This window comes from Streptomyces ziwulingensis, from assembly GCF_039542605.1.
In the GTDB taxonomy this organism is placed as follows: domain Bacteria; phylum Actinomycetota; class Actinomycetes; order Streptomycetales; family Streptomycetaceae; genus Streptomyces; species Streptomyces ziwulingensis.
Map to the genome: position 1 here is coordinate 12,160 of NZ_BAABIG010000043.1, position 18,667 is coordinate 30,826.

At 72.3% G+C, this 18,667-nt stretch carries 20 protein-coding genes and 1 pseudogene; 11 read left to right on the forward strand and 10 right to left on the reverse strand.

Annotated features, from left to right (window positions below; all coding sequences use genetic code 11):
- Nucleotides 1–4 precede the first annotated feature (4 nt).
- Together ABEB00_RS21265 and ABEB00_RS21270 are read right to left on the reverse strand one after the other, a co-directional pair.
- Entirely contained in the window at nucleotides 5–1,414 is a 1,410-nt protein-coding gene (locus ABEB00_RS21265) for a M1 family metallopeptidase (RefSeq protein WP_345621540.1), read from the reverse strand.
- A 73-nt stretch (nucleotides 1,415–1,487) separates the two neighbouring features.
- Nucleotides 1,488–2,045, reverse strand: coding sequence for a GlcG/HbpS family heme-binding protein (locus tag ABEB00_RS21270; RefSeq protein WP_345621542.1), 558 nt, complete (start codon nucleotides 2,043–2,045; stop codon nucleotides 1,488–1,490).
- 279 nt (nucleotides 2,046–2,324) lie between these two features.
- Between ABEB00_RS21270 and ABEB00_RS21275 the strand changes: the two genes are divergently transcribed.
- From ABEB00_RS21275 to ABEB00_RS21285, 3 genes are read left to right on the forward strand one after another with little or no spacing between them, the layout of a single operon-like run.
- Nucleotides 2,325–3,641, forward strand: coding sequence for a sensor histidine kinase (locus ABEB00_RS21275; protein ID WP_345621543.1), 1,317 nt, complete (start codon nucleotides 2,325–2,327; stop codon nucleotides 3,639–3,641).
- Nucleotides 3,638–4,279, forward strand: coding sequence for a response regulator (locus ABEB00_RS21280; RefSeq protein WP_345621544.1), 642 nt, complete (start codon nucleotides 3,638–3,640; stop codon nucleotides 4,277–4,279). Before ABEB00_RS21275 ends, ABEB00_RS21280 begins: the two co-directional genes overlap by 4 nt.
- Nucleotides 4,276–4,473 carry a hypothetical protein gene (locus ABEB00_RS21285; protein ID WP_345621546.1) on the forward strand — a complete coding sequence of 66 codons (198 nt, stop codon included), beginning with the start codon at nucleotides 4,276–4,278 and terminating at the stop codon, nucleotides 4,471–4,473. The genes ABEB00_RS21280 and ABEB00_RS21285 overlap by 4 nt, the downstream gene beginning before the upstream one ends.
- 27 nt (nucleotides 4,474–4,500) lie before the next feature.
- Here ABEB00_RS21285 and ABEB00_RS21290 read toward each other — a convergent pair whose 3' ends face one another.
- The gene (locus tag ABEB00_RS21290) at nucleotides 4,501–5,409 is read right to left on the reverse strand and encodes an XRE family transcriptional regulator (protein ID WP_345621547.1); all 909 of its coding nucleotides are present in this window, start codon (nucleotides 5,407–5,409) and stop codon (nucleotides 4,501–4,503) included.
- A 636-nt stretch (nucleotides 5,410–6,045) separates the two neighbouring features.
- Between ABEB00_RS21290 and ABEB00_RS21295 the strand changes: the two genes are divergently transcribed.
- Together ABEB00_RS21295 and ABEB00_RS21300 are read left to right on the forward strand one after the other, a co-directional pair.
- Nucleotides 6,046–6,558, forward strand: coding sequence for a hypothetical protein (locus ABEB00_RS21295; protein WP_345621548.1), 513 nt, complete (start codon nucleotides 6,046–6,048; stop codon nucleotides 6,556–6,558).
- A 75-nt stretch (nucleotides 6,559–6,633) separates the two neighbouring features.
- The gene (locus tag ABEB00_RS21300) at nucleotides 6,634–7,302 is read left to right on the forward strand and encodes a class I SAM-dependent DNA methyltransferase (protein WP_345621549.1); all 669 of its coding nucleotides are present in this window, start codon (nucleotides 6,634–6,636) and stop codon (nucleotides 7,300–7,302) included.
- A gap of 208 nt (nucleotides 7,303–7,510) precedes the next feature.
- Here the strand turns inward: ABEB00_RS21300 and ABEB00_RS21305 are convergent, their stop codons facing one another.
- Complete coding sequence (locus ABEB00_RS21305) at nucleotides 7,511–8,059, reverse strand: hypothetical protein (RefSeq protein WP_345621550.1); 549 nt, start codon at nucleotides 8,057–8,059, stop codon at nucleotides 7,511–7,513.
- 61 nt (nucleotides 8,060–8,120) lie between these two features.
- On the opposite strand from ABEB00_RS21305, the gene ABEB00_RS21310 reads away from it, so the two are divergent.
- Complete coding sequence (locus ABEB00_RS21310; protein ID WP_345621552.1) at nucleotides 8,121–8,414, forward strand: hypothetical protein; 294 nt, start codon at nucleotides 8,121–8,123, stop codon at nucleotides 8,412–8,414.
- Nucleotides 8,415–8,471: 57 nt separating this feature from the next.
- Here ABEB00_RS21310 and ABEB00_RS21315 read toward each other — a convergent pair whose 3' ends face one another.
- Nucleotides 8,472–9,047: a TerD family protein gene (locus ABEB00_RS21315; protein ID WP_345621554.1), complete on the reverse strand. Its 576-nt coding sequence runs from the start codon at nucleotides 9,045–9,047 to the stop codon at nucleotides 8,472–8,474.
- Nucleotides 9,048–9,192: 145 nt separating this feature from the next.
- Here ABEB00_RS21315 and arfB point away from each other — a divergent pair, with 145 nt between their 5' ends.
- Nucleotides 9,193–9,630: an alternative ribosome rescue aminoacyl-tRNA hydrolase ArfB gene (gene arfB, locus ABEB00_RS21320; RefSeq protein ID WP_345621555.1), complete on the forward strand. Its 438-nt coding sequence runs from the start codon at nucleotides 9,193–9,195 to the stop codon at nucleotides 9,628–9,630.
- A 22-nt stretch (nucleotides 9,631–9,652) separates the two neighbouring features.
- Here arfB and ABEB00_RS21325 read toward each other — a convergent pair.
- From ABEB00_RS21325 to ABEB00_RS21335, 3 genes and pseudogenes are all read right to left on the reverse strand, one after another.
- Nucleotides 9,653–9,844 (reverse strand): annotated as a pseudogene (locus ABEB00_RS21325) (GNAT family N-acetyltransferase); the annotation flags it as partial.
- A gap of 40 nt (nucleotides 9,845–9,884) precedes the next feature.
- Nucleotides 9,885–10,403, reverse strand: a complete 519-nt coding sequence (locus ABEB00_RS21330; RefSeq protein WP_345621556.1) for a flavin reductase family protein — start codon at nucleotides 10,401–10,403, stop codon at nucleotides 9,885–9,887.
- A gap of 239 nt (nucleotides 10,404–10,642) precedes the next feature.
- On the reverse strand, nucleotides 10,643–11,530 hold the full coding sequence (locus ABEB00_RS21335; RefSeq protein ID WP_345621557.1) for a septum formation family protein: 888 nt from the start codon (nucleotides 11,528–11,530) through the stop codon (nucleotides 10,643–10,645).
- Between the two features lie 394 nt (nucleotides 11,531–11,924).
- Between ABEB00_RS21335 and cdgB the strand changes: the two genes are divergently transcribed.
- The gene (gene cdgB / locus ABEB00_RS21340; RefSeq protein WP_345621559.1) at nucleotides 11,925–13,619 is read left to right on the forward strand and encodes a diguanylate cyclase CdgB; all 1,695 of its coding nucleotides are present in this window, start codon (nucleotides 11,925–11,927) and stop codon (nucleotides 13,617–13,619) included.
- A gap of 119 nt (nucleotides 13,620–13,738) precedes the next feature.
- Nucleotides 13,739–14,692 (forward strand): carbohydrate-binding protein, encoded by a 954-nt coding sequence (locus tag ABEB00_RS21345; RefSeq protein WP_345621560.1) that lies wholly within the window; start codon nucleotides 13,739–13,741, stop codon nucleotides 14,690–14,692.
- A 59-nt stretch (nucleotides 14,693–14,751) separates the two neighbouring features.
- On the opposite strand, the gene nagA is transcribed toward ABEB00_RS21345, so the two are convergent.
- Together nagA and ABEB00_RS21355 are read right to left on the reverse strand one after the other, a co-directional pair.
- Complete coding sequence (gene nagA, locus ABEB00_RS21350; protein ID WP_486389431.1) at nucleotides 14,752–15,897, reverse strand: N-acetylglucosamine-6-phosphate deacetylase; 1,146 nt, start codon at nucleotides 15,895–15,897, stop codon at nucleotides 14,752–14,754.
- A 104-nt stretch (nucleotides 15,898–16,001) separates the two neighbouring features.
- A complete protein-coding gene (locus tag ABEB00_RS21355) occupies nucleotides 16,002–16,943 on the reverse strand; it encodes an ROK family protein (RefSeq protein ID WP_345621562.1) in 942 nt (313 codons plus the stop codon).
- 113 nt (nucleotides 16,944–17,056) lie between these two features.
- Between ABEB00_RS21355 and ABEB00_RS21360 the strand changes: the two genes are divergently transcribed.
- Nucleotides 17,057–18,331, forward strand: coding sequence for an ABC transporter substrate-binding protein (locus ABEB00_RS21360; protein WP_486389430.1), 1,275 nt, complete (start codon nucleotides 17,057–17,059; stop codon nucleotides 18,329–18,331).
- Nucleotides 18,332–18,365: 34 nt separating this feature from the next.
- Nucleotides 18,366–18,635 (forward strand): DUF3263 domain-containing protein, encoded by a 270-nt coding sequence (locus ABEB00_RS21365; RefSeq protein ID WP_345621564.1) that lies wholly within the window; start codon nucleotides 18,366–18,368, stop codon nucleotides 18,633–18,635.
- Nucleotides 18,636–18,667: the final 32 nt, after the last annotated feature.

The following is an 18,667-nucleotide window of genomic DNA, read 5'->3' on the forward strand; positions in this document are numbered from 1 at the left end:
GGAGTCAGGGCCGCTCCGGTTTCCCGTCCCCGTACAGCCAGTCCTTCCACACCACCGAGAAGTCCTGGTCCGGCGCTCGCTCCTCCACGTACGCGGTGAAGTCGTCCGTGTCCGCGTTGCCGTGCCGGTGGGCGGCGGACCAGCCGCGCAGCAGCGAGCGGAAGGCGGCGTCGCCGACCCGCTGCCGGATCTTGTGCAGGACCATCGCGCCGCGCTGGTAGACCGGGGCGGCCGAGAGGTGCGCCGCGTCCGGCGGGTCGGCGGGCGGGAACGCCCAGATCGACGCGTTCGCCTCGGCACCGGCGAAGTAGCGGCCGGCGTACAGCGCGTCGAAGGTCTCCTCGGCGGTGTCGCCGCCGTGGTCCTCCTGCCACAGCCACTCCGCGTACGTCGCGAAGCCCTCGTTGAGCCACATGTCCCGCCAGGACTCGGGGGAGACGGAGTCGCCGTACCACTGGTGGGCGAGTTCGTGCACGAGCAGCACGAGGTCGGGGGCGCCGGGGAAGACGGGCCGGTTCTGGGTCTCCAGGGCGTAGCCGACGTCGGCGGGGCGGTCGACGATCGCGCCGACGGAGGAGAAGGGGTACGGGCCGAAGGCGTCCCGCGCCCACGCCACGACCTCGCCGATCCGCCGGAGCACCGCCCGGCTGTCCCGCGCCTGCTCCGGGTCGGCCGCCGTGTACACCGGCAGACCGTCGCCGGTGCGGGAGCGGCGGTACTCCCACTTCCCGATCGCGACGGTGGCCAGGTAGCTCGCCATCGGCTCGGTGGTGCGCCAGGCGTACGTCGTACGGCCGGCCGCGGTGCGCTCGCCGCGCGGCTCGCCGTTGGAGACGACGCGCAGCCCCTCGGGCACCGTCATCGACAGGTCGTAGGACGCCTTGTCGGAGGGGTGGTGGTTGCCGGGGAACCAGGTCATCGACCCGGTGGGCTGGCCGAGCGCCAGCGCGCCGTCGGCGGTGCGCAGCCAGCCCTCCTTCGACCCGTCGGGGTCGGTGACGGTGATCGGCCGTCCCGAGTAGCGCACGCGCACCCGGAACTCCGCGCCCGCCCGCAGCTCCCCGGGCGGGCGCACGGTCAGCTCCTGCCCGGCGTGGTGGAACCGGGCGCCCCGGCCGCCGACCTCGACCTTCTCCACCTTCAGCCCCAGGAGGTCGAGGTGGAACGCGGAGAGGTCCTCGGTCGCCCGCGCGGTGAGCGTCGCCGTGCCGGTGAGGCGGTGGCCGTCGGGGTCGTAGGCGAGGGCGAGGTCGTAGTGGGTCACGTCGTAGCCGCCGTTGCCCGCCTTCGGGAAGTACGGATCGCCCGCCCCGGAGCCGCCGGGGCCACCGTGCACGCCGCCGCACGCCGCGAGGGCGACGGCGGCGGCGACGGCGGCGGCGATGGCCGGGGCGAGGGGGCGGGGCGGACGCACGCCGCGATCCTATGGGCCGTGCGCGGGGGCACGGCCGGTCGGCATCGGCCGGTCGGGGTGCCGCCCCGCCCGGTCAGCGCCCGAGCGCCGCCGCGCCCGCCCGCGCGAACTTCTCGTCCAGGTCGCCGGACGGCGCGCCCGCGACGCCGATCCCGGCGACCGGCGCGTTCTTCGCGGTGACGGGGACGCCGCCGGCCAGGAAGAGGGTGCCCGGGATGTCCTTCAGGTTCGGGGCCTGCGCCAGGCGCCCGGCCAGCTCCGAGGTGGGCGCGTTCCAGGAGACCGCGGTGTACGCCTTGCGCTCGGCGGACTCGTAGGACTGCGGGCCGGCACCGTCGCCGCGCAGGGTGACCACGGTGTTGCCGTTGCGGTCGACCACCGCGACGGTGACCTTCTGGTTCTCCCGCTCGGCGGCGTCCAGCGCGGCCTGCGCGGCCTTGGCGGCGGCGTCCACCGTCAGGTGCGTGGAGGTGGTCGTGGTGCCCGACGCGGCGGCGGCCGCGGGGGCGGCGTTCGACGCGGCCGGGGCGGAGGCGTTGGCGGAGACCGCGCCGAAGGCAGTGGCGCCGACGGCGGCGAGCACGGTGGCGCCGGTGGCGATACGGGCACGCCGGGACAGGGTCTTCTTCATGGTCAGCTCCGTGGATTGCGGGATTGCGGGATTGCGGGATTGCGGGATTGCGGGGCGCGGGCAGTCCGTCGCGTGCCGGGCTGCTCACGTTCTCCACCCTCCGCCCGTCACCGGTCCCCGCCCGTCGCCGTTCCGGCTGCTCACGGAGGGCGGTACGGGTGACGGCGGGGTCGTCCGATCGGTTGATCCCCGGTGGCCGCCCGACCGGCGACACTGGGGGGTGTTTGTCCAGTTCGACGCCCGTACGAAAGGCCCTGGGCGAGCCGGAGGGACCCGCGCATGCCGAAGCCGTACGACCCGGACGCCCGGTGGCTCGGCGTCGTCGTGCACACCGCCTTCTTCCTGCTGCTCGGCGGCGCCCTGGCCCGGTTCCTGCTCCGCCACCCCGGCGAGCCCCGCACCCCGTGGATCGTCGGCCTGTCGATCGCCCTGGCGCTGCTGCACGTCCTCGGTCCGGTCCTCGGTTCCGCGCTCGGCCCCACCCCGGACGGCCCCACCCCGGACGGCCCCACCCCGGACGGCCCCACCCCGGACGGCCCCGCCCGGCTCGGCGCCGCCCCGGACGGCCCCGGCGGGCACCGCTCCGCCCCGCCCCGGCTGCTGTGGCTCGCGGCCGTCCTCGCCGTCTGGATGGTGCTCGTCGTCCTCGCGCCCAGCTTCTCCTGGTGCGCCGTCCCCCTCTTCTACACCGGCCTGCGCACCCTCCCCGCGCGGGCGGCGCTCGTCCTGGTGGGAACGCTCACCGTGTTCGTCGTCGCCGCCCAACTCCGTCTGGCGGGCGGCTTCGACCCCAACCTGCTGCTCGCCCCGCCCGCCGTGGCCGCCCTCGCCACCGCCGTCTTCCTGCGGGCCGAGCGGCAGGCGCGGCGGCAGCGCGACCTGATCGACGACCTGATCCGCACCCGCCGCGACCTGGCCGCCGCCGAACGCCGCGAGGGCACCCTCGCCGAACGCCAGCGGCTCTCCATGGAGATCCACGACACCCTCGCCCAGGGCCTGTCCAGCCAGCGGATGCTGCTCCAGGCCGCCGACCGGGTCTGGGAGAGCGACCCGGGCAAGGCCCGCGTCCACGTCCGCTCCGCCGCCTCCGTCGCCGAGCACAACCTGACCGAGGCCCGCCGGTTCGTCCACGACCTCGCCCCCGCCGACCTGGCCCGCGAAGGCTCCCTCGCGGCGGCGCTCACCGCCCTGGCCGAGCGGGAGGCCGGCGCGCACCTCACCGTCCGCGTCCACGTCGAGGACGGCGGCCGGGCCCCGCTGCTGCCCGACCCCGTCCAGTCGGCGCTGCTGCGCATCGCCCAGGGCGCGCTGGCCAACATCCGCGAACACGCGGACGCCACGCACGCCGCGCTCACCCTGACCCTCCTCGACGACCAGGTCCTGCTGGACGTGACCGACGACGGCCACGGCTTCGACCCCGCAGCCCCGCCCGCCCGCCCGGCGGTCTCCCCCGCCGCCCCGCGCGGCCACGGCCTGCCCGCCATGCGCGCGCGGCTGCGGCAGCTCGGCGGCACCCTGTCCGTGGAGTCCACCCCCGGCGAGGGCACCGTCCTGTCCGCCGCCGTCCCCCTCGACCACCCGGAGCACACCCGATGAGCACCCCCGCCGCCCCCGTGCGCCTCCTCGTCTGCGACGACCACGTCGTCGTACGCGCCGGGCTGCTCGCCCTGCTCGACAGCGCGCCCGGCATCGAGGTGGCGGGCGAGGCGGGCACCGGCGAGGAGGCGCTCGCGCTCGCCGCGAAACTGACGCCGGACGTGGTGCTGATGGACCTCTCCCTCGGCGAGGGGATGGACGGCGTGGAGACCACCCGCCGCCTCACCACCGGACCCGGCCACGTGCCGCACGTCCTGGTCCTGACGACGTACGACACCGACGCCGACGTCACCCGGGCCATCGAGGCGGGCGCCACCGGGTATCTGCTGAAGGCGGAGCGGCCGGAGGAACTCTTCGCCGCCATCCACGCCGCCGCCCGGGGCCGCACGGTGCTCTCCGAGCCGGTGGCCGGCCGGGTCATGGCCCGCCTGCGCAGCCCGCGCCCCACCCTCACCGACCGCGAGCGTGACATCCTCACGCAGCTCGCCCGGGGCCTCGGCAACCGGGACATCGCCCGCGCCCTGTTCATCAGCGAGGCCACGGTCAAAACCCACCTCCGCCGCATCTACGACAAACTGGGCGTCGACACCCGGGCGGGAGCCGTCGCGATCGCGAAGGAACAGCGCCTGCTGCCGTGAGGCGAGGCGGCAGCGGCTCGCAGGCGGGCAGCGGCACCGACTCGAAGCTCGGCCCCACGCGCCGGGCGATCCGGGTACGGTCCCGGGGACGCCGTCTGAAGGAGGCCACCGTGGCCGCGTACCTGACCGTTCTGACCACGACCGACACCGCCGAGAAGGCCCGTGCCCTGGCCGCCGGGGCACGACCGTGCTGACTTGGTGCTGACCTCCCCGGCCGAGTTCTAGACCTTGATCCCCGACAGCTTCGACAGCCTCAACAGCTCCGCGTTGCTCCTGCGGTGCAGGGACGACAGCACACGGAACACCTCTCGCCCCATCGGATGAATGCGGGCGAACTGCGGAGCGACGTTCCACGCCATCGACAGGCTCTCCAGAGCCCCGTCACGGTCCCCTGTGTCGAGCTGTGCCCGGGCCGCGTTGATGTACGTCGGTGCCACTCGGGTAGCGGGCATCCCCGCCAGAGCGGCGGAAAGGTCATCCGTCAGGGTCAGGGCTTCACGTGGCCTACCAAGATCCACACAGGTGGCCAGTCGGTGCGTGAACGCGCTCTGCGAGCCGACCGTGAGGCCGTGCACGTCTAGTTCGCGGCTCATCCCCTGGGCTGTGGCCAGGGCTGACCGGATGTGCCGCTCCGCTTCCCGCTTCGCTTCCTTCTTGTCCTTGAGCCTGCCCGCCAGAGTCATGCCGCGAAGGTTGAGGATGCACACGGCAATGTCGCGGTCGGTAGTGTCGAGTGCTCCCTGAGCCTTGGCAATGGCCCTGTCCACGAGGCTGAGCCCGCGCTCAACGTCGCCGAAGTTCAGGTAAGTGCCTGCACGGTCCCGAGCTGCCACAGCCTCTCCCAGCGGGTTCGGCTGCTGCTCGACCGCCCACCGCTGCCGAGTCACGGCCAGCTCCGCCATGTCCATCCAGCGATGCCGCGCGGCGAGCCAATAGATGGTGCTGTAGACATCCGCGAGCAACATCCACGCCTCGGGCGTGTTCGCGGTGTGTGCGTGCGTCGTGGCGTCCCTCAGTAGCTGGGGAAGCATGGGAAGCAGCTTGGCGACATCGACCTTCTTGCGGTATCGGTCCGCCGTACCCATGTCGGCGCTCAGCCTGCTCTCCTCGACCGCCCCGCGGTCGGGCAAGTCGTAGTCCCTGATGGCCGCCCGCAGGTCCTCCAGCGGTTGCTTCGCCCGTCGCGCAACCGCTGACGTTCCCAAGCCTGTGACCAGCCGCGTTCCTTTCGGAGCGCCGCCAGATTGGCACCAGGGGGGGGAGATCAGTGCTCATGGGCTCAGTCTTCCTCGCGGAGATGGTCCTGTCAGCCATCGTCACAGGCGGTACGGATGCCCGCACACCCGATGTGCAAACTCCGTGCAAGTTCCGCTCCGCGCACAGGTGTTGACTGTGTGTAGATGCTCAAAGCATCGGCCAGGCATAACCGCAACGCGCGTGGTCCCGCCACCATCGGCGGCAAGCGATGAGCCGGTTGCAGGGTGGGAAGGTCAGCCGCGGCGGCTGGTTCTGGGGCGGAGTCTCGGCCCTGCTGACGTGGGGCACTGTCGTTGCGCTCCTGGTCATGGCGGCTGCCGGGAAGCTCACCCCGGCGCATCCATAAGTTTCCGCTCCCCGCCGGCTAGGTGAGGCTCCCAGCGGGGAGCGGGGCACAACGCCCGGCCGGCCGCACGCCCCGTGAAGCGAAGTCGGCCGGTCGGGTCAGCAAGTGCGGTACGGCCCGGCCACTCGGCCTAGCTGCCTCCACCACCGAAGGAAGGGAAGCGATGACTGTCGTACCGGACAGCCCCACGCGGACGCAGCTCCGCGACCCGGTGACGCTCCTCAACGCGACACACCCGCACATCAGGGAGTACACGTACAACGTGCTGGAAAGCCCCGGCTCGGTGGGCGTCACCATCTGGGAGCGCGAAATCAAGCTCCTGATGCGGGACAACGTCATGGTGCGTGACATGGCGGAACGCGTCCTCGGGCAGGCGGTCGCCTACACCCTCACGGCCATGGAGCGCCGAGACGTGCACATCGGCGTGGGCAAGACCGTGGACATCGGCGTCCATCAGCTCATCCTCGACACGCCCGTGTACTTCGCACTCTGCGAGGTCTACAACGGCGGCAAGTACAAGCACCACGCGCCACTGATCGAACGCCGCAGGGACGGGCTCGTGGGCCGCACGGCCGAAGTCATCCGAGCGAACGGGTTCGCCGTGGACGAGGAACTGTGGGCCATGGACGACCCGGACTGCTCGCCGTGCGACGACAAGGTGCCCGACAGTCACTGAATCCCGCTAGAGTCCCCTGCCCCGCCCTGTGTGGGGCAGGGGGCCCGCCCTCGACCAGGCGCAAAGGAAGCTCTGTTGGCTGCACGGCACAACATCGACAACGAACGCGAGCTCTGGGACCAGTACGCCAACAGCAAGAGCGTGCAGGGCTCCGTCAACGACTCGCCCCCGGTCTTCTGCTGGACGCAGTACCAGGGGCATGGGCCGGGGCCCGAAGTGCTGGGGCAGCCGACGACCGCTCTTGAGATCGGATGCGGTACCGGACGGGCCGCAGCGTTCCTCGCCGAGCAAGGCGTCAAGGTCACGGGCGTCGATCTCTCGCCCGTCATGGTGGACAACGTCACCCAGCGGTGGGGCTCGCTCGGCGCGCGGTTCGTCTGCGCGGAGGTGCTGGAGCATCTGCGCGAGAACCCGGAGTCGTACGAGGCGATCTATTCGATCTTCGGGGCCGCCTGGTTCGCCGATCCCGCGCGACTCTTCCCCCTGGTGGCGCAGCGGCTCACCCCCGGTGGAGTCTTCGCCTTCTCACAGCCCCCCGCTATCCCGGGCGCCTACGGACCACAAGGCATGTACAAGGGTGGGTTCGCGGGAAGGGCACTATTCACCTACCGCTACAGCTATACCCCTGGGAAGTGGGAAAGCCTCCTCCTGCGGGCCGGGTTCGAGAAGGCGGAAGTGCGGGTTCTCAACGCCCCCGAGCCTGACCACATCGGGACTCTGAGCGCTCGTGCTGTGGTGAGGTGAGGTGAGGTGAGCCAGGCAACAACGCCCCCGCCGGAAATCGGCGGGGGCGTTCTTGGTTCGATTCGAACGCTCAGAGCTGAGCGTGTAACGGGTTGTCGGCCAGAGCGGGAACGGGAGCAGGCGACCGCTTCACGGGGGGGCCGGGGCCGGAATCGGGGCCGGGCGGTAGGCGTCGAGCTGGACGACCGTGGCGCTCCTCAGCAAGGGGTCACGTGACGTGAGGGGAGGGGCCCGTCGCGCCAGCCGCAGCCGCGCTCCGACGCGAGGGGTGTCCCTCCCTCACCCGGCCTGGGAGGGAAAATACGCAGCGGCTGAGCAAGGCTGAGGCAAGGTCACCGTATCGACGGCCCCCGGCCGGAGACCCGAACACCCCACACCATGCGCCCATGCCCCGGAGGGAAACGGGCTCCCGCCCCTTGGCGATGTTGTCGCACTCCTCCAGGCGCTTCTTCGGCGGCACGTCCGTCGACGCCACCGTTGACGGAATCAGCAGGCATCGTGCCGACGCCGAAGGGGCCGGCATCCCCGCTTCGATCAGGTTGCCGCGAGCCTGCCGGTAGCGGCTCGGGGTGTGGGGCTCCCCCTTCTCGTTGGTCAGGATCAGTTGCAGCCCACCGGAACCCAAAGGCGCGTGCCCGCCTCGCTGCACCCGGTCCAGGGCCAGCAGCCACCTGCGCGTTGCCAGGTGCAGCACGGCGTTGCCGATCGCCGGATTCGAGTGCTCGGGCCGGTAGACCTTGGCGAATCGGTAGCTCACCTCGCCTCAGCTCGGCCTGAAGTACGAGCCCCACGCCCTACGCCACTTCTTCGCCTCCACCATGCTCGCCGCAGGTGTGCCCCTGCTGGAGGTGAGCCGCTGGCTTGGCCACAGGTCCCTCCGCGTCACAGCCGACACGTACGGACACCTCGTACCCGACTCCTGGAATCGGGGCCGGGCCGCAAGGCCATGGAAGACGCCATGCGGCCACAGATCACGGCCATCAAGGGCGGAGCGCCGAACGGCCCGGAAGAGATGGCGCAGGCCGCCTAAGGGCTGTCCCGCACATGAAGAAGACCCCCCGAAGGTAAGTCCGGGGGGTCTTCGTGCTGACCAGGCCCTAGTACCGTGCTGATTCCGTGCTGACTCAGCACCCCTCGGCACGGTGTTTGACCAGGTCAGGGGCCTGACTCTAGACGTTCACGCCGAAGTCCTGGGCGATGCCGGCCAGGCCCGAGGCGTAGCCCTGGCCGACCGCCCGGAACTTCCACTCCGCGCCGTTGCGGTACAGCTCGCCGAAGACCATGGCGGTCTCGGTCGCGGCGTCCTCCGACAGGTCGTAGCGCGCGATCTCGGCGCCACCCGCCTGGTTGACGATGCGGATGTAGGCGTTGCGCACCTGGCCGAAGTTCTGCGAGCGGTTCTCCGCGTCGTAGATCGAGACCGGGAAGACGATCTTGTCGATGTCGGCCGGGAGGCCCGCGAGGTTGACGTTGATCGCCTCGTCGTCACCGGCGCCCTCACCGGTGCGGTTGTCACCGGTGTGGACGATGGTCTGGTCCGGCGTCTGCTTGTTGTTGAAGAAGACGAAGTGACCGTCCGAGTAGACCTTGCCCTCGGGGTTGACCGCGATCGCGGAGGCGTCGAGGTCGAAGTCGGTGCCGGTGGTGGTGCGGACGTCCCAGCCGAGGCCCACGGTGACGGCGGTCAGGCCCGGAGCCTCCTTGGTGAGCGAGACGTTGCCACCCTTGGACAGGCTTACAGCCATTGTTGGGAGTCCCTTCCCTCGTGTATGTACGGCAAAAAGCTACAGCTACCCCTACGAACGACGAGAGGGGTACGCAAGGTTCCAGGTGTCTTTACTTTCTTTACCCACGTTATTCGGGTGACGTGGACCGGCCGGTGGCGGGAACATGGACGGCATGTCCGGTCCCCATGTCATCCGCGGTTCCGTCCTCCTGCCCGAGGCCGAGCTGATGTGGCGTTTCTCGCGGTCGTCCGGGCCCGGCGGACAGCACGTCAACACCACCGACTCGCAGGTGGAGCTGCGCTTCGACCTGGCCCGCACCGAGGCGCTGCCCGAGGTGTGGAAGCGGCGGGCGCTGGAGCGGCTGGCCGGCCGCCTCGCCGACGGTGTCGTCACCGTCCGTGCCTCCGAGCACCGCTCCCAGTGGCGCAACCGCGAGAGCGCCGCCGTGCGCCTCACGTCCCTGCTCGCCGAGGCGACCGCGCCCCCGCCCAAGGCCCGCCGCCCCACCCGCATCCCCCGCGGCATCAACGAACGCCGGCTGCGGGAGAAGAAGCAGCGCGGCCAGACCAAGCAGGGCCGCTCCCCGAAGAACTGGGACTGAGCGGACCCGGGGCGGGCTGCTCCTACGGATGTCCGTCCAGCTCCAGGACGGCCACCCGCTCCTCCTCGGACCACTCCCCGTTCGGGCGGAAGCCCAGCCCCAGGTAGAAGTTCTCCGGGCCCGCGGGGCCGGGGTGCCAGGTGACGCAGAACTCCTTCGTCCCGCGGCGGCGCAGCTCCGCGGCCACCGACTCCACGGCGAAGCGCCCGTACCCCTAGGTACGGCGACGGCACCCGGGCGAGCGGGTTTCCGGGTCAGCCGAGCTGCCGGTAGCGCCCCCGGTAGTACGTCAGCGGGCCGGCCTGCGCGCCGGGCACCTCCGTGTTCAGGACGCGGCCGATCACCAGGGTGTGGTCGCCGGCCGGCACGCGCCGCTCGGTGCGGCACTCCAGGGTCGCCAGGGCGCCGCCGACCAGGGGCGCTCCGGTCAGGGGGCCGGGGACGTAGGGGAGGTCCTCGAAGAGCAGCCGGTCGCTGAGCCGGCCCTTCATCGCGAAGCGGCCGGCGATGTGCCGCTGGCTCTCGGAGAGCACCGAGACCGCCCACAGCGGCTGCTCGTCCAGGAGGTCGTCCATGCGGGAGCCCTCGCGGAGGCTGACCAGGACCAGGGGCGGGTCCAGGGAGACCGACAGGAAGGCCGTCGCCGTCATCCCGGCGTTCTCGCCGAGCGGCGCCCCGGGGTCGTCCGGGTCGAGCGGCGGCTCGTGCGCGGTCAGCAGGACCACCCCCGAGGCCAGGTGGGACATCGCGGCACGGAACGCGTCATTGCTCACCCCTTCAGCATGCCCGGCGGCGGCCGGCGACGACGGGGACGACGGGGACGCCGGGGACGGCGAGGGGGCGGGTTCGGGGGCATCGGCGGGGAGCGGGGCGGGGAGGGGAGTGGGGGACGCGGCGACAGGCGGAGTGTTCGGCACGTCGTCACGCTAATCGCCGCCCCGCCGGGCCCGCATCGGACCTAGGTCCCGGTCCGGGACCTAGGTCCTGCCCCGAAGCGGGGCCGGCGCCGCGGTCAGCCCGCCCAGACCTCGGCCTCGTCGGCCGGGACGGTGGTGGCCAGGCCCAGTTCCTCACGGGCGGCGACCGACTTGTTCGGGTCGATGCCGGTGAACGCCGAGTCGTAGGCGAGGTAGAACGTGTCGGCGTCGGCGGCGGCCGCGGCCTTCTTCCAGTTCCCGGCCGCCTCCGTCAGCGTCGCGCGGAGCTTGCCGACCTCGGTGCCCTCGATGCCTTCCAGGCCCTCGACGTGGGCGTTCAGCGCGGCCTCGACGGCCTTGGCCTGGGCCTTGTAGCCGGGCAGGTCGGCCTCGACGGTGTCCTTCTCGGGCTGGTTCGCCCACAGGGCCTCGTAGATCGCGTTCGCACCCTTGAGGTACGTGACCTGCGCGGGTTTGAGGGTCTTCGTGGTGTCAAGCGAGCCGCTGAACGTGCCCTTCCCCGCGGTGTAGGTGCAGCTCACCGAGCGGTCGCCGGTCGCCCAGCTCTCCTTGGTCGGGGTGTAGTAGAAGAGGGAGACGCCCTTGTCGAGCGCCCAGGTGTCGGGGGCGTACTTCTGTGCCTCGACCGGGCAGCGGTTGTCCGCGACCGTGGAGATCTCGTCGTCGCCGGGGTACTCCTTGCCCTTGTCGATCGCGAACTCGCCGACGACCTGGCCCTCGTGCGCCTCGTCGCAGGGCACGATCTCGACGGCGTACGCCGTCCCCTCGGCCTTGCCGGACGGGTTGTAGCAGTCACCGATGTCCAGCGAGAACACCGAGCGCTGGCGCGCCACCTTCTTGGCGCTGTCGGTCGCGCTGTCGACGGCGTCGGAGACGTCCGAGCATCCCACCGCGCCGATCGCGAGCAGGGCGGCAACGGCGGATATGCCGCGAAGGGAGCGATACGGGGTACGGCGGGTCATGACGTGTACATCCTCTTAAGTGATCTTTATGCGGGGCCTGCGGATCGTATGTCATTCCTGTGGCCGTGCTGTGCGCGGACCCCGCCCCACCATGACGTCTTTGACTCGTGACGAGCCGCGAGGGTTGTGCCCGCGCCGCTCGGCGAGAGCGCGGCGGGAGAGTGGGCGCAGCGTTCGGGAAGCGCACGCCGGGAACGCGGAAAGACCCCTCAATTGTTCACGTTTCGCTGTGACTTGAGTCACAAGGAGCGAGAATTGTTGACCCTGTGTACCGAGTGGGCAGCGCGCTGTGATTCAGTGGCGGGGAAGCTGCAAGAGCATCATCGTGCACCATCCGGCAATGGCGCCGAAGAGAACCCTTGATTCGCAGCGAGGTCTCGGGGGGAGGGCGAGCATGGAGACCGAGTCGGAGCCGTACGTCCGCCTTGCGTCCCTTCGGCAACTGCACCAGGCCATGGCCGACATGAACACGGCCCGCAGTCTGGCCGACACACTGCAGACCGTCGCGGACGGCGTGGTCAACGCCCTCGGCTACGAGCTGGCCTGCGTCAACCTCGTCCGCCCCGACGGCGACCTCGTCGTCGCCGCCTTCGCCGGGAACTCCGCCGCCGAGGCCCTCATCACCGGCCGCGTCGGCCCGCGCCCGTCCTGGGACCGCCGCCTGGGCATGGGCGAGCGCTGGGGCGACCTGATCTTCATCCCGCACACCGAGGGCTGGATACTCGACGACGACGACGTACCGCAGTGGTACACCGACGGGCCCGCCCCCCGCTTCGAGGACGAGTGGCACCCCTCGGACCGCCTCTTCGCCCCGATGTACGCCCCCGGCCCGCAGGGCGGCGGCACCAGCGGCGAACTGATCGGCGTCCTCTCCGTGGACCGCCCGCGCAACGGCCGCCGGCCCGGCGCCTGGGGCCGCGAGGCCCTCCAGATGTACGCCTTCCAGGCCGCCATAGCGATCAGCAACGCCCGCCTGCGCTCCAACATGCAGCGCGCCCTGGTCCGCCTGGAACGCGAGCAGCAGGCCCTGCGCGCCAGCGAGGAGAGCTTCCGGCAGGCGTTCGAGTACGCCCCCTCCGGCATGGCCATCGCCGAGATGGGCGGCGACCAGCACGGCCGCATCCTGCGCACCAACGACGCCCTCTGCCGCCTCCTGGACCGCCCCGCCTCCGCGATGCGCCGCTACTCCTTCTCCGACCTCGTCCACCCCGAGGACATCACCACCCTGCTGCGCACCTCCGCCGAGGGCGGCCGGGCCGAGCTGCGGCTGCGCCGCCGCGACACCACCTACGTCTGGGTCTCGCTGCGCAACAGCGTCGTCGCCGACGCCGCCGACGGACCCCGCTTCCTGCTCAGCCACGTCGAGGACATAGAGGAACGCAAACGCCGCGAGCTGGCGCTCGCCCACCGCGCCTCCCACGACTCCCTCACCGGCCTGCCGAACTCCGCCGAGCTGCGCTCCCGCCTCGCCGCCCGGCTCTGTCGCCGCCCCCGGGGCGCGCACTCGGCGATCGACGCCATCGACGCGATGGACAGCGCCTACGGCGACCCGGTACGGGTCCCGGCCCAGGCCCCCGACCCGGTCCTCGACTCCGGCGGCCACCTCTTCGACTTCCCGCCCCCCGAGCCGTACGACACCCACGACCACCACGTGCACACCGTCGCCCCCGAGGACGACCGCGACGACGGCGCCAAGGGGCTCGCGGTCCTCTTCTGCGACCTCGACGGCTTCAAGTCGATCAACGACCGGTTCGGGCACAACGCGGGCGACGCCGTCCTGATCGAGGTCGCCCGGCGGCTGTCCCAGTGCGTCCGCGACGGCGACACCGTGGCCCGGCTCGGCGGCGACGAGTTCGTGATCCTCGCCGACGGGCTCGGCCGGGCCGACGCCGAGGACCTCGCCGTACGGCTGCGCAACGAGATCATCCAGCCCATCCGGGCCGAGGGACGGGCCGTCCGGGTCGGCGCCAGCTTCGGCATCGGCTGGGCCCACTGCGGCATGACGGCCGACGAGGTGCTGAAGTCGGCTGACGAACGGATGTACGTCGAGAAACGATCTCGTCCCAAACAGCACCGGCGTGCGGGATGATCCCCAGGTCAGCGAGTTGACGCGGTACGGGTCACCCGACCGGGTCACCGGAAGCGGGTAGGCTCGGCGTCTCACCGCACGTACCGCACACGTACCGCACCTGGTTAGGAGACCTAGGGATGACGCCCGGCAACAACGGCGCGAGCACGCCCGAGGACGACGACCCGTTCGGCTATCTGTACGCCGACGGGCAGGCCAACGGGGCCCAGCCGCCGTCCGGTGGCTACGGCTACCCGAACTCGGTCAACCGCGTGCGCCCGGTCGGTACCCGGCAGTACGGCCAGCAGGCCGCCGCCGCGCCGACCGCCCCGCCGCAGCAGGGCGCCTACGGCCGGCCGAACGCGTACTACGCCGCCCCGGAGACGCTGCCCGGTGGCGGCGGCGTCACCACCACCGTCTCCCCGCAGCCGGGGCACGGCGGCAGCCGCGGCGGAAACCGCGGTGGCCGTCGCGGCCCGAACACCAAGGGCCTGCTGATCGGCGCGATCGCGGTCGTCGCCGCCGTCGTCGTCGGCATCGCCGTGGCGATGACCGCCAGCGGCGGGGAGGACGACAAGAGCGGCGACCAGGCCGGCGCCACCCCCACCCAGTCCCAGAGCGCCGAGGCGAGCCCGTCGGCCGGCAGCACCGCCGGCCAGAGCGAGACGGAGCTGCCCACCGCCGACGCGGCCGGCCTCCAGCTCAGCGGTGCCGCCGCGGCCTCCGACGTGGCGGGCGCCCAGAGCGACGGCGGCTCCTACGTCGGCATGAACGCGCCCGGCGCGTCGGTCACCTGGAACGTGGACGGTGTCCCCGAGGACGGCGCCTACACCCTCTTCGCCCGCTACAGCGCGGTCGACGAGGACCAGTCCATGACGCTGACCATCAACGGCAAGGCGTTCGGCAGCAAGCTGAACCTCGGCAACTTCGCCGGCGCCAAGGACGGCGACTTCACCAAGGGCTGGACCGAGACCTACGCCTACCCGACCCTCCACAAGGGCAGCAACACCATCTCCGTCTCCTGCGCGGACGGCGACAAGTGCAACGTCCTCCTGGACCAGCTCTGGCTGAAGGAAGGCCAGGTCAAGCGTTAGGCACGCGCGGTGACGGCGGCACGCCGTCACCGCTGCCCGCCACGGCGCCGCCCCGCCGGTCAGCCCGGCGCCGGTCCGCTCGGTCCGGGATCGACCACCCACGCCCCGCGCCGCATCACACCCACCACGTCGAACGCGGCGTCCAGCACCACCAGGTCGGCGTCCTTGCCGGGCTCCAGCGAGCCCACCCGGTCGGCCAGGCCGAGGAGGCGGGCCGGATTGGCGCAGAGGGCCGCGACCGCGTCGCCGACCGGCAGCCCGTCCACCGTCACCGCCCGTTTGAAGGCGCGGTCCAGGGTGAGGGTGGAGCCCGCGATGGAACCGCCCTCCACCAGCCGGGCCACGCCGTCGACGACGTCCACCTCCAGCGGGCCGAGCAGATAGCGGCCGTCGCCGAAGCCGGCCGCGTCCATCGCGTCCGTGATGAAGGCGACCCGCGCGGGACCCGCGTGGTGGAACGCCAGTCGCAGGGCGGCCGGGTGCAGATGGACACCGTCGTTGATCAGCTCGACCGTGACCCGCTCGTCCTCCAGGAGGGCGGTGATCGGCCCCGGCGCGCGGTGGCCGACCGGCGGCATCGCGTTGAACAGGTGGGTGGCGACCGTGGCACCGGCGTCGATGGCCTCGACCGTCTGCTCGTAGGTGGCGTCCGTGTGCCCGACCGCCGCGATCACCCCGTGCTCCGCGAGCAGCCGCACCGAGTCCAGGCCGCCCGGCAGCTCGGTGGCGAGGGTCATCATCCGCGCGTGGCCCTGGGCCGCGTCGACCAGTTTGCGGACCTCGGCCGGGTCGGGGGCGCGCAGCAGCCTCTCGGAGTGGGCGCCCTTGCGGCACGGGGAGATGAAGGGGCCCTCGAAGTGGATGCCGGCCAGGTCGCCCTGCTGGGCCAGCTCGGCGAGCTGCCCGGCGCGCCGGGCGAGGAAGTCCAGTTCACCGGTGACGGTGGAGGCGACCAGGGTGGTCGTGCCGTGCAGCCGGTGGGTGTGGATGCCCTGGAGGACCTCCTCGGCCGTGCCGGAGGTGAAGGAGGCGCCGCCGCCGCCGTGGTTGTGCAGGTCCACGAAGCCGGGGATCAGCCAGTGGCCGGTCAGGTCGATGACGCGGGCGTGCTCCGGGGCCGCGGCCGCGATGCGGGTGCCGTCGACGGTCACCTGGGCGCCCTCGACCGGTCCGGTGGGCAGGACCGCGGTGGCGCCGGAGAGCACCAGGGGGGCCGCGCCGGTGGCGGGACGCGGGTCGGTCGTGGCCGGTCGCGCCGCGCGGCCCCGCCGCGTGTCGGCGCTGTCCCGCGCTCCTGGGTCGGCTGCCATCAGGCGGTTACCTCCGTACGGTCGGTGTGGTCGAGGAGATCCCAGGCGAGCAGGCCCGCGCCCAGGCATCCGGCGCTGTCCCCCAGCGCGGCGGGAACGATCGTCGGGGGCTTCTGGAAGGTGACCCGGCGTGCCACCGCCTCCCGGAGCGGTGTGAACAAGGTTTCCCCCGCCTCGGCGAGTCCGCCACCGATGATCAGGACCCGCGGGTCCAGCAGGGTGAGCGCGGTGACCAGGCCGTCGGCGAGCGCGTCCACCGCGTCCCGCCACACCCGCCCGGCCCGCGGGTCGCCGGACCCGACGGCTCTCGCGCAGTCGGTGGCGTCCGCCTCCGGGTCCGCGGCCGCCGCCGCCCAGGCCCGGCCGACGGCGGCCGCGGAGGCGTACCGCTCCAGGCAGCCGCGCTGCCCGCACGGGCAGGGGTCGCCGCCGGGGCGTACGACGATGTGGCCGATCTCGCCCGCGAAGCCGTGGGCGCCGGCCTCCACCCGCCCGTCGATGCCGATGGCGCCCGCGATGCCGGTGCCCAGCGGGACGAAGAGGAACCGGTCGGCGCCCCGGCCCGCCCCGATCCGGCCCTCGGCGAGTCCGCCGGTGCGCACGTCGTGGCCGAGCGCGACGGGGACCCCGAGCCGCTCGCCGAGCAGGGCCCGCAGCGGGAGGTCGCGCCAGCCGAGGTTGGCGGCGTAGACGGCGAGGCCCCGATCGGTGTCGACGATGCCGGGGACGGCGACGCCGGCCGCCTCGGCGGGGACCCCGAACCGGTCGGCGCCCTCCGCGCGCAGTTCGGCGGCGAGATCCAGGATGCCCGCGACGACCGCCTCGGGGCCGCGTTCGCGGCCGGTGGCCCGGCGGGTCCGGTGCAGCAGCTCGCCCCCCGGCCCCGCCAGGGCGGCCTTGATCCCGGTGCCGCCCACGTCCAGGGCGATGACATGTCTCACGGGGACAGTGTGGACCGCCGACCCGCGAGAGGTCTAGTCCACTGCGGTGGTGTAGACCTTGATCCGTTAAACGAACAAACGGAACCACACATTCAGCAGGGCGGGGCGGCACGGTGCAGCGGGGCAGGACACGAACGAGCGCGGTGGTCTCCGCACTGGGCATGACGGCGGTCCTGGCGGGCTGCGGGGTGGGCACCGGCTCCGACGCGGTGACGCTGCGGCTGGTCGCCGCCGACTACGGCGACAGCGGGTCCAACAGCTCCCAGCGGTACTGGGACGCGCTGGCCGAGGCGTACGAGGCGCGGCACCCGGACGTGACCGTCGACGTCACCGTCCACTCCTGGAGCGACGTCGACCGCGAGGTGCGCGAACTGGTCGACGCCGGCCGGGCGCCCGACATGGCGCAGATCGGCTCCTACGCCGACTACGCGGCCAAGGACCTCCTCTACCGGGCCGACGACCTGCTCTCCATCCCCACCCAGGCGAACTTCGTCTCCCAACTGGCCACCGCGGGCCAGGTCAAGGGCGTGCAGTACGGCCTGCCGTTCGCGGCCTCCACGCGCGTGCTGTTCTACAACAAGACCCTCTTCGCCAAGGCCGGGATCACCCCGCCGGAGAGCTGGGAGGACCTCGCCGAGGCCGCCCGGGCGCTGAAGGCACAGGGCGTGAAGTACCCGTACGCCCTGCCGCTCGGCCCCGAGGAGGCGCAGGCGGAGACCATGCAGTGGCTGCTCAGCGGCGGTGGCGGCTACCTCGACACGGTCGGCACCTACGGCCTGGACTCCGCGCGGAACGTCGACACCTTCACCTGGCTCAAGGACGAACTGGTCGGCAAGGAGCTGACCGGCCCGGTCGCGCCCGGCAAGCTCAACCGGGCGGCCGCCTTCGCCGCCTTCACCGCCGGTGACGTAGGCATGCTCAACGGCCACCCGTCCCTGATGAAGGCGGCCGAGAAGAAGGGCGTGAAGTTCGGCATGGTGCCGACCCCGGGCGTGGACGGGCAGAGCCGCTCCACGCTGGGGGTCGCCGACTGGATGACGGCGTTCAAGAAGAACGGCCACCAGGAGGCGGTCGGCGACTTCCTCGACTTCGTCTACGACGACGAGAACGTGCTCGACTTCTCCCGCCGCTACGACCTGCTGCCGGTCACCACCTCCGCCTCCGGGACGATGGGCGCCGCCGAGCAGGACAAGGACCTCAAGCCGTTCCTGGACCAGATGCCGCTCTCCGAGCTGTACCCGGTCGGCGAGACCTCCTGGGCCGCGGTCGCCGCGCAGCTCAAGAAGCGCATCGGCCGGGCGGTCGCCCCCGGCGACGACCCGGAGACGGTCCTCGCCCAGCTCCAGTCCACGGCGCTGCGGGCGGAGAACGCCGCCTCGGCCGGATAGGTCCCCTGTCGGTACCGGGGGTTACGGTGCGGGGATGGACGACGAGCGGCGGTCCCACCGGCAGGGGCAGGGGCAGGGACAGGGGCTGGGGGCACGGGAGCGGAGCATCCTCGCGCTGGAGGGCCGCGGCTTCACCGGTCCCGGCGCCAAGGAACGGGCGATCCGCGAGGAACTGGGCCTCGCGCCCGTCCGCTACTACCAGCTCCTCAACGCCCTGCTGGACGACGCGCGGGCCCTCGCGGCCGACCCGGTGACGGTGAACCGGCTGCGCCGGGTGCGCGAGGCCCGCCGCACGGAGCGCTGAGCGGCACCGGACCGGGCGGGCGGGGCAGGCGT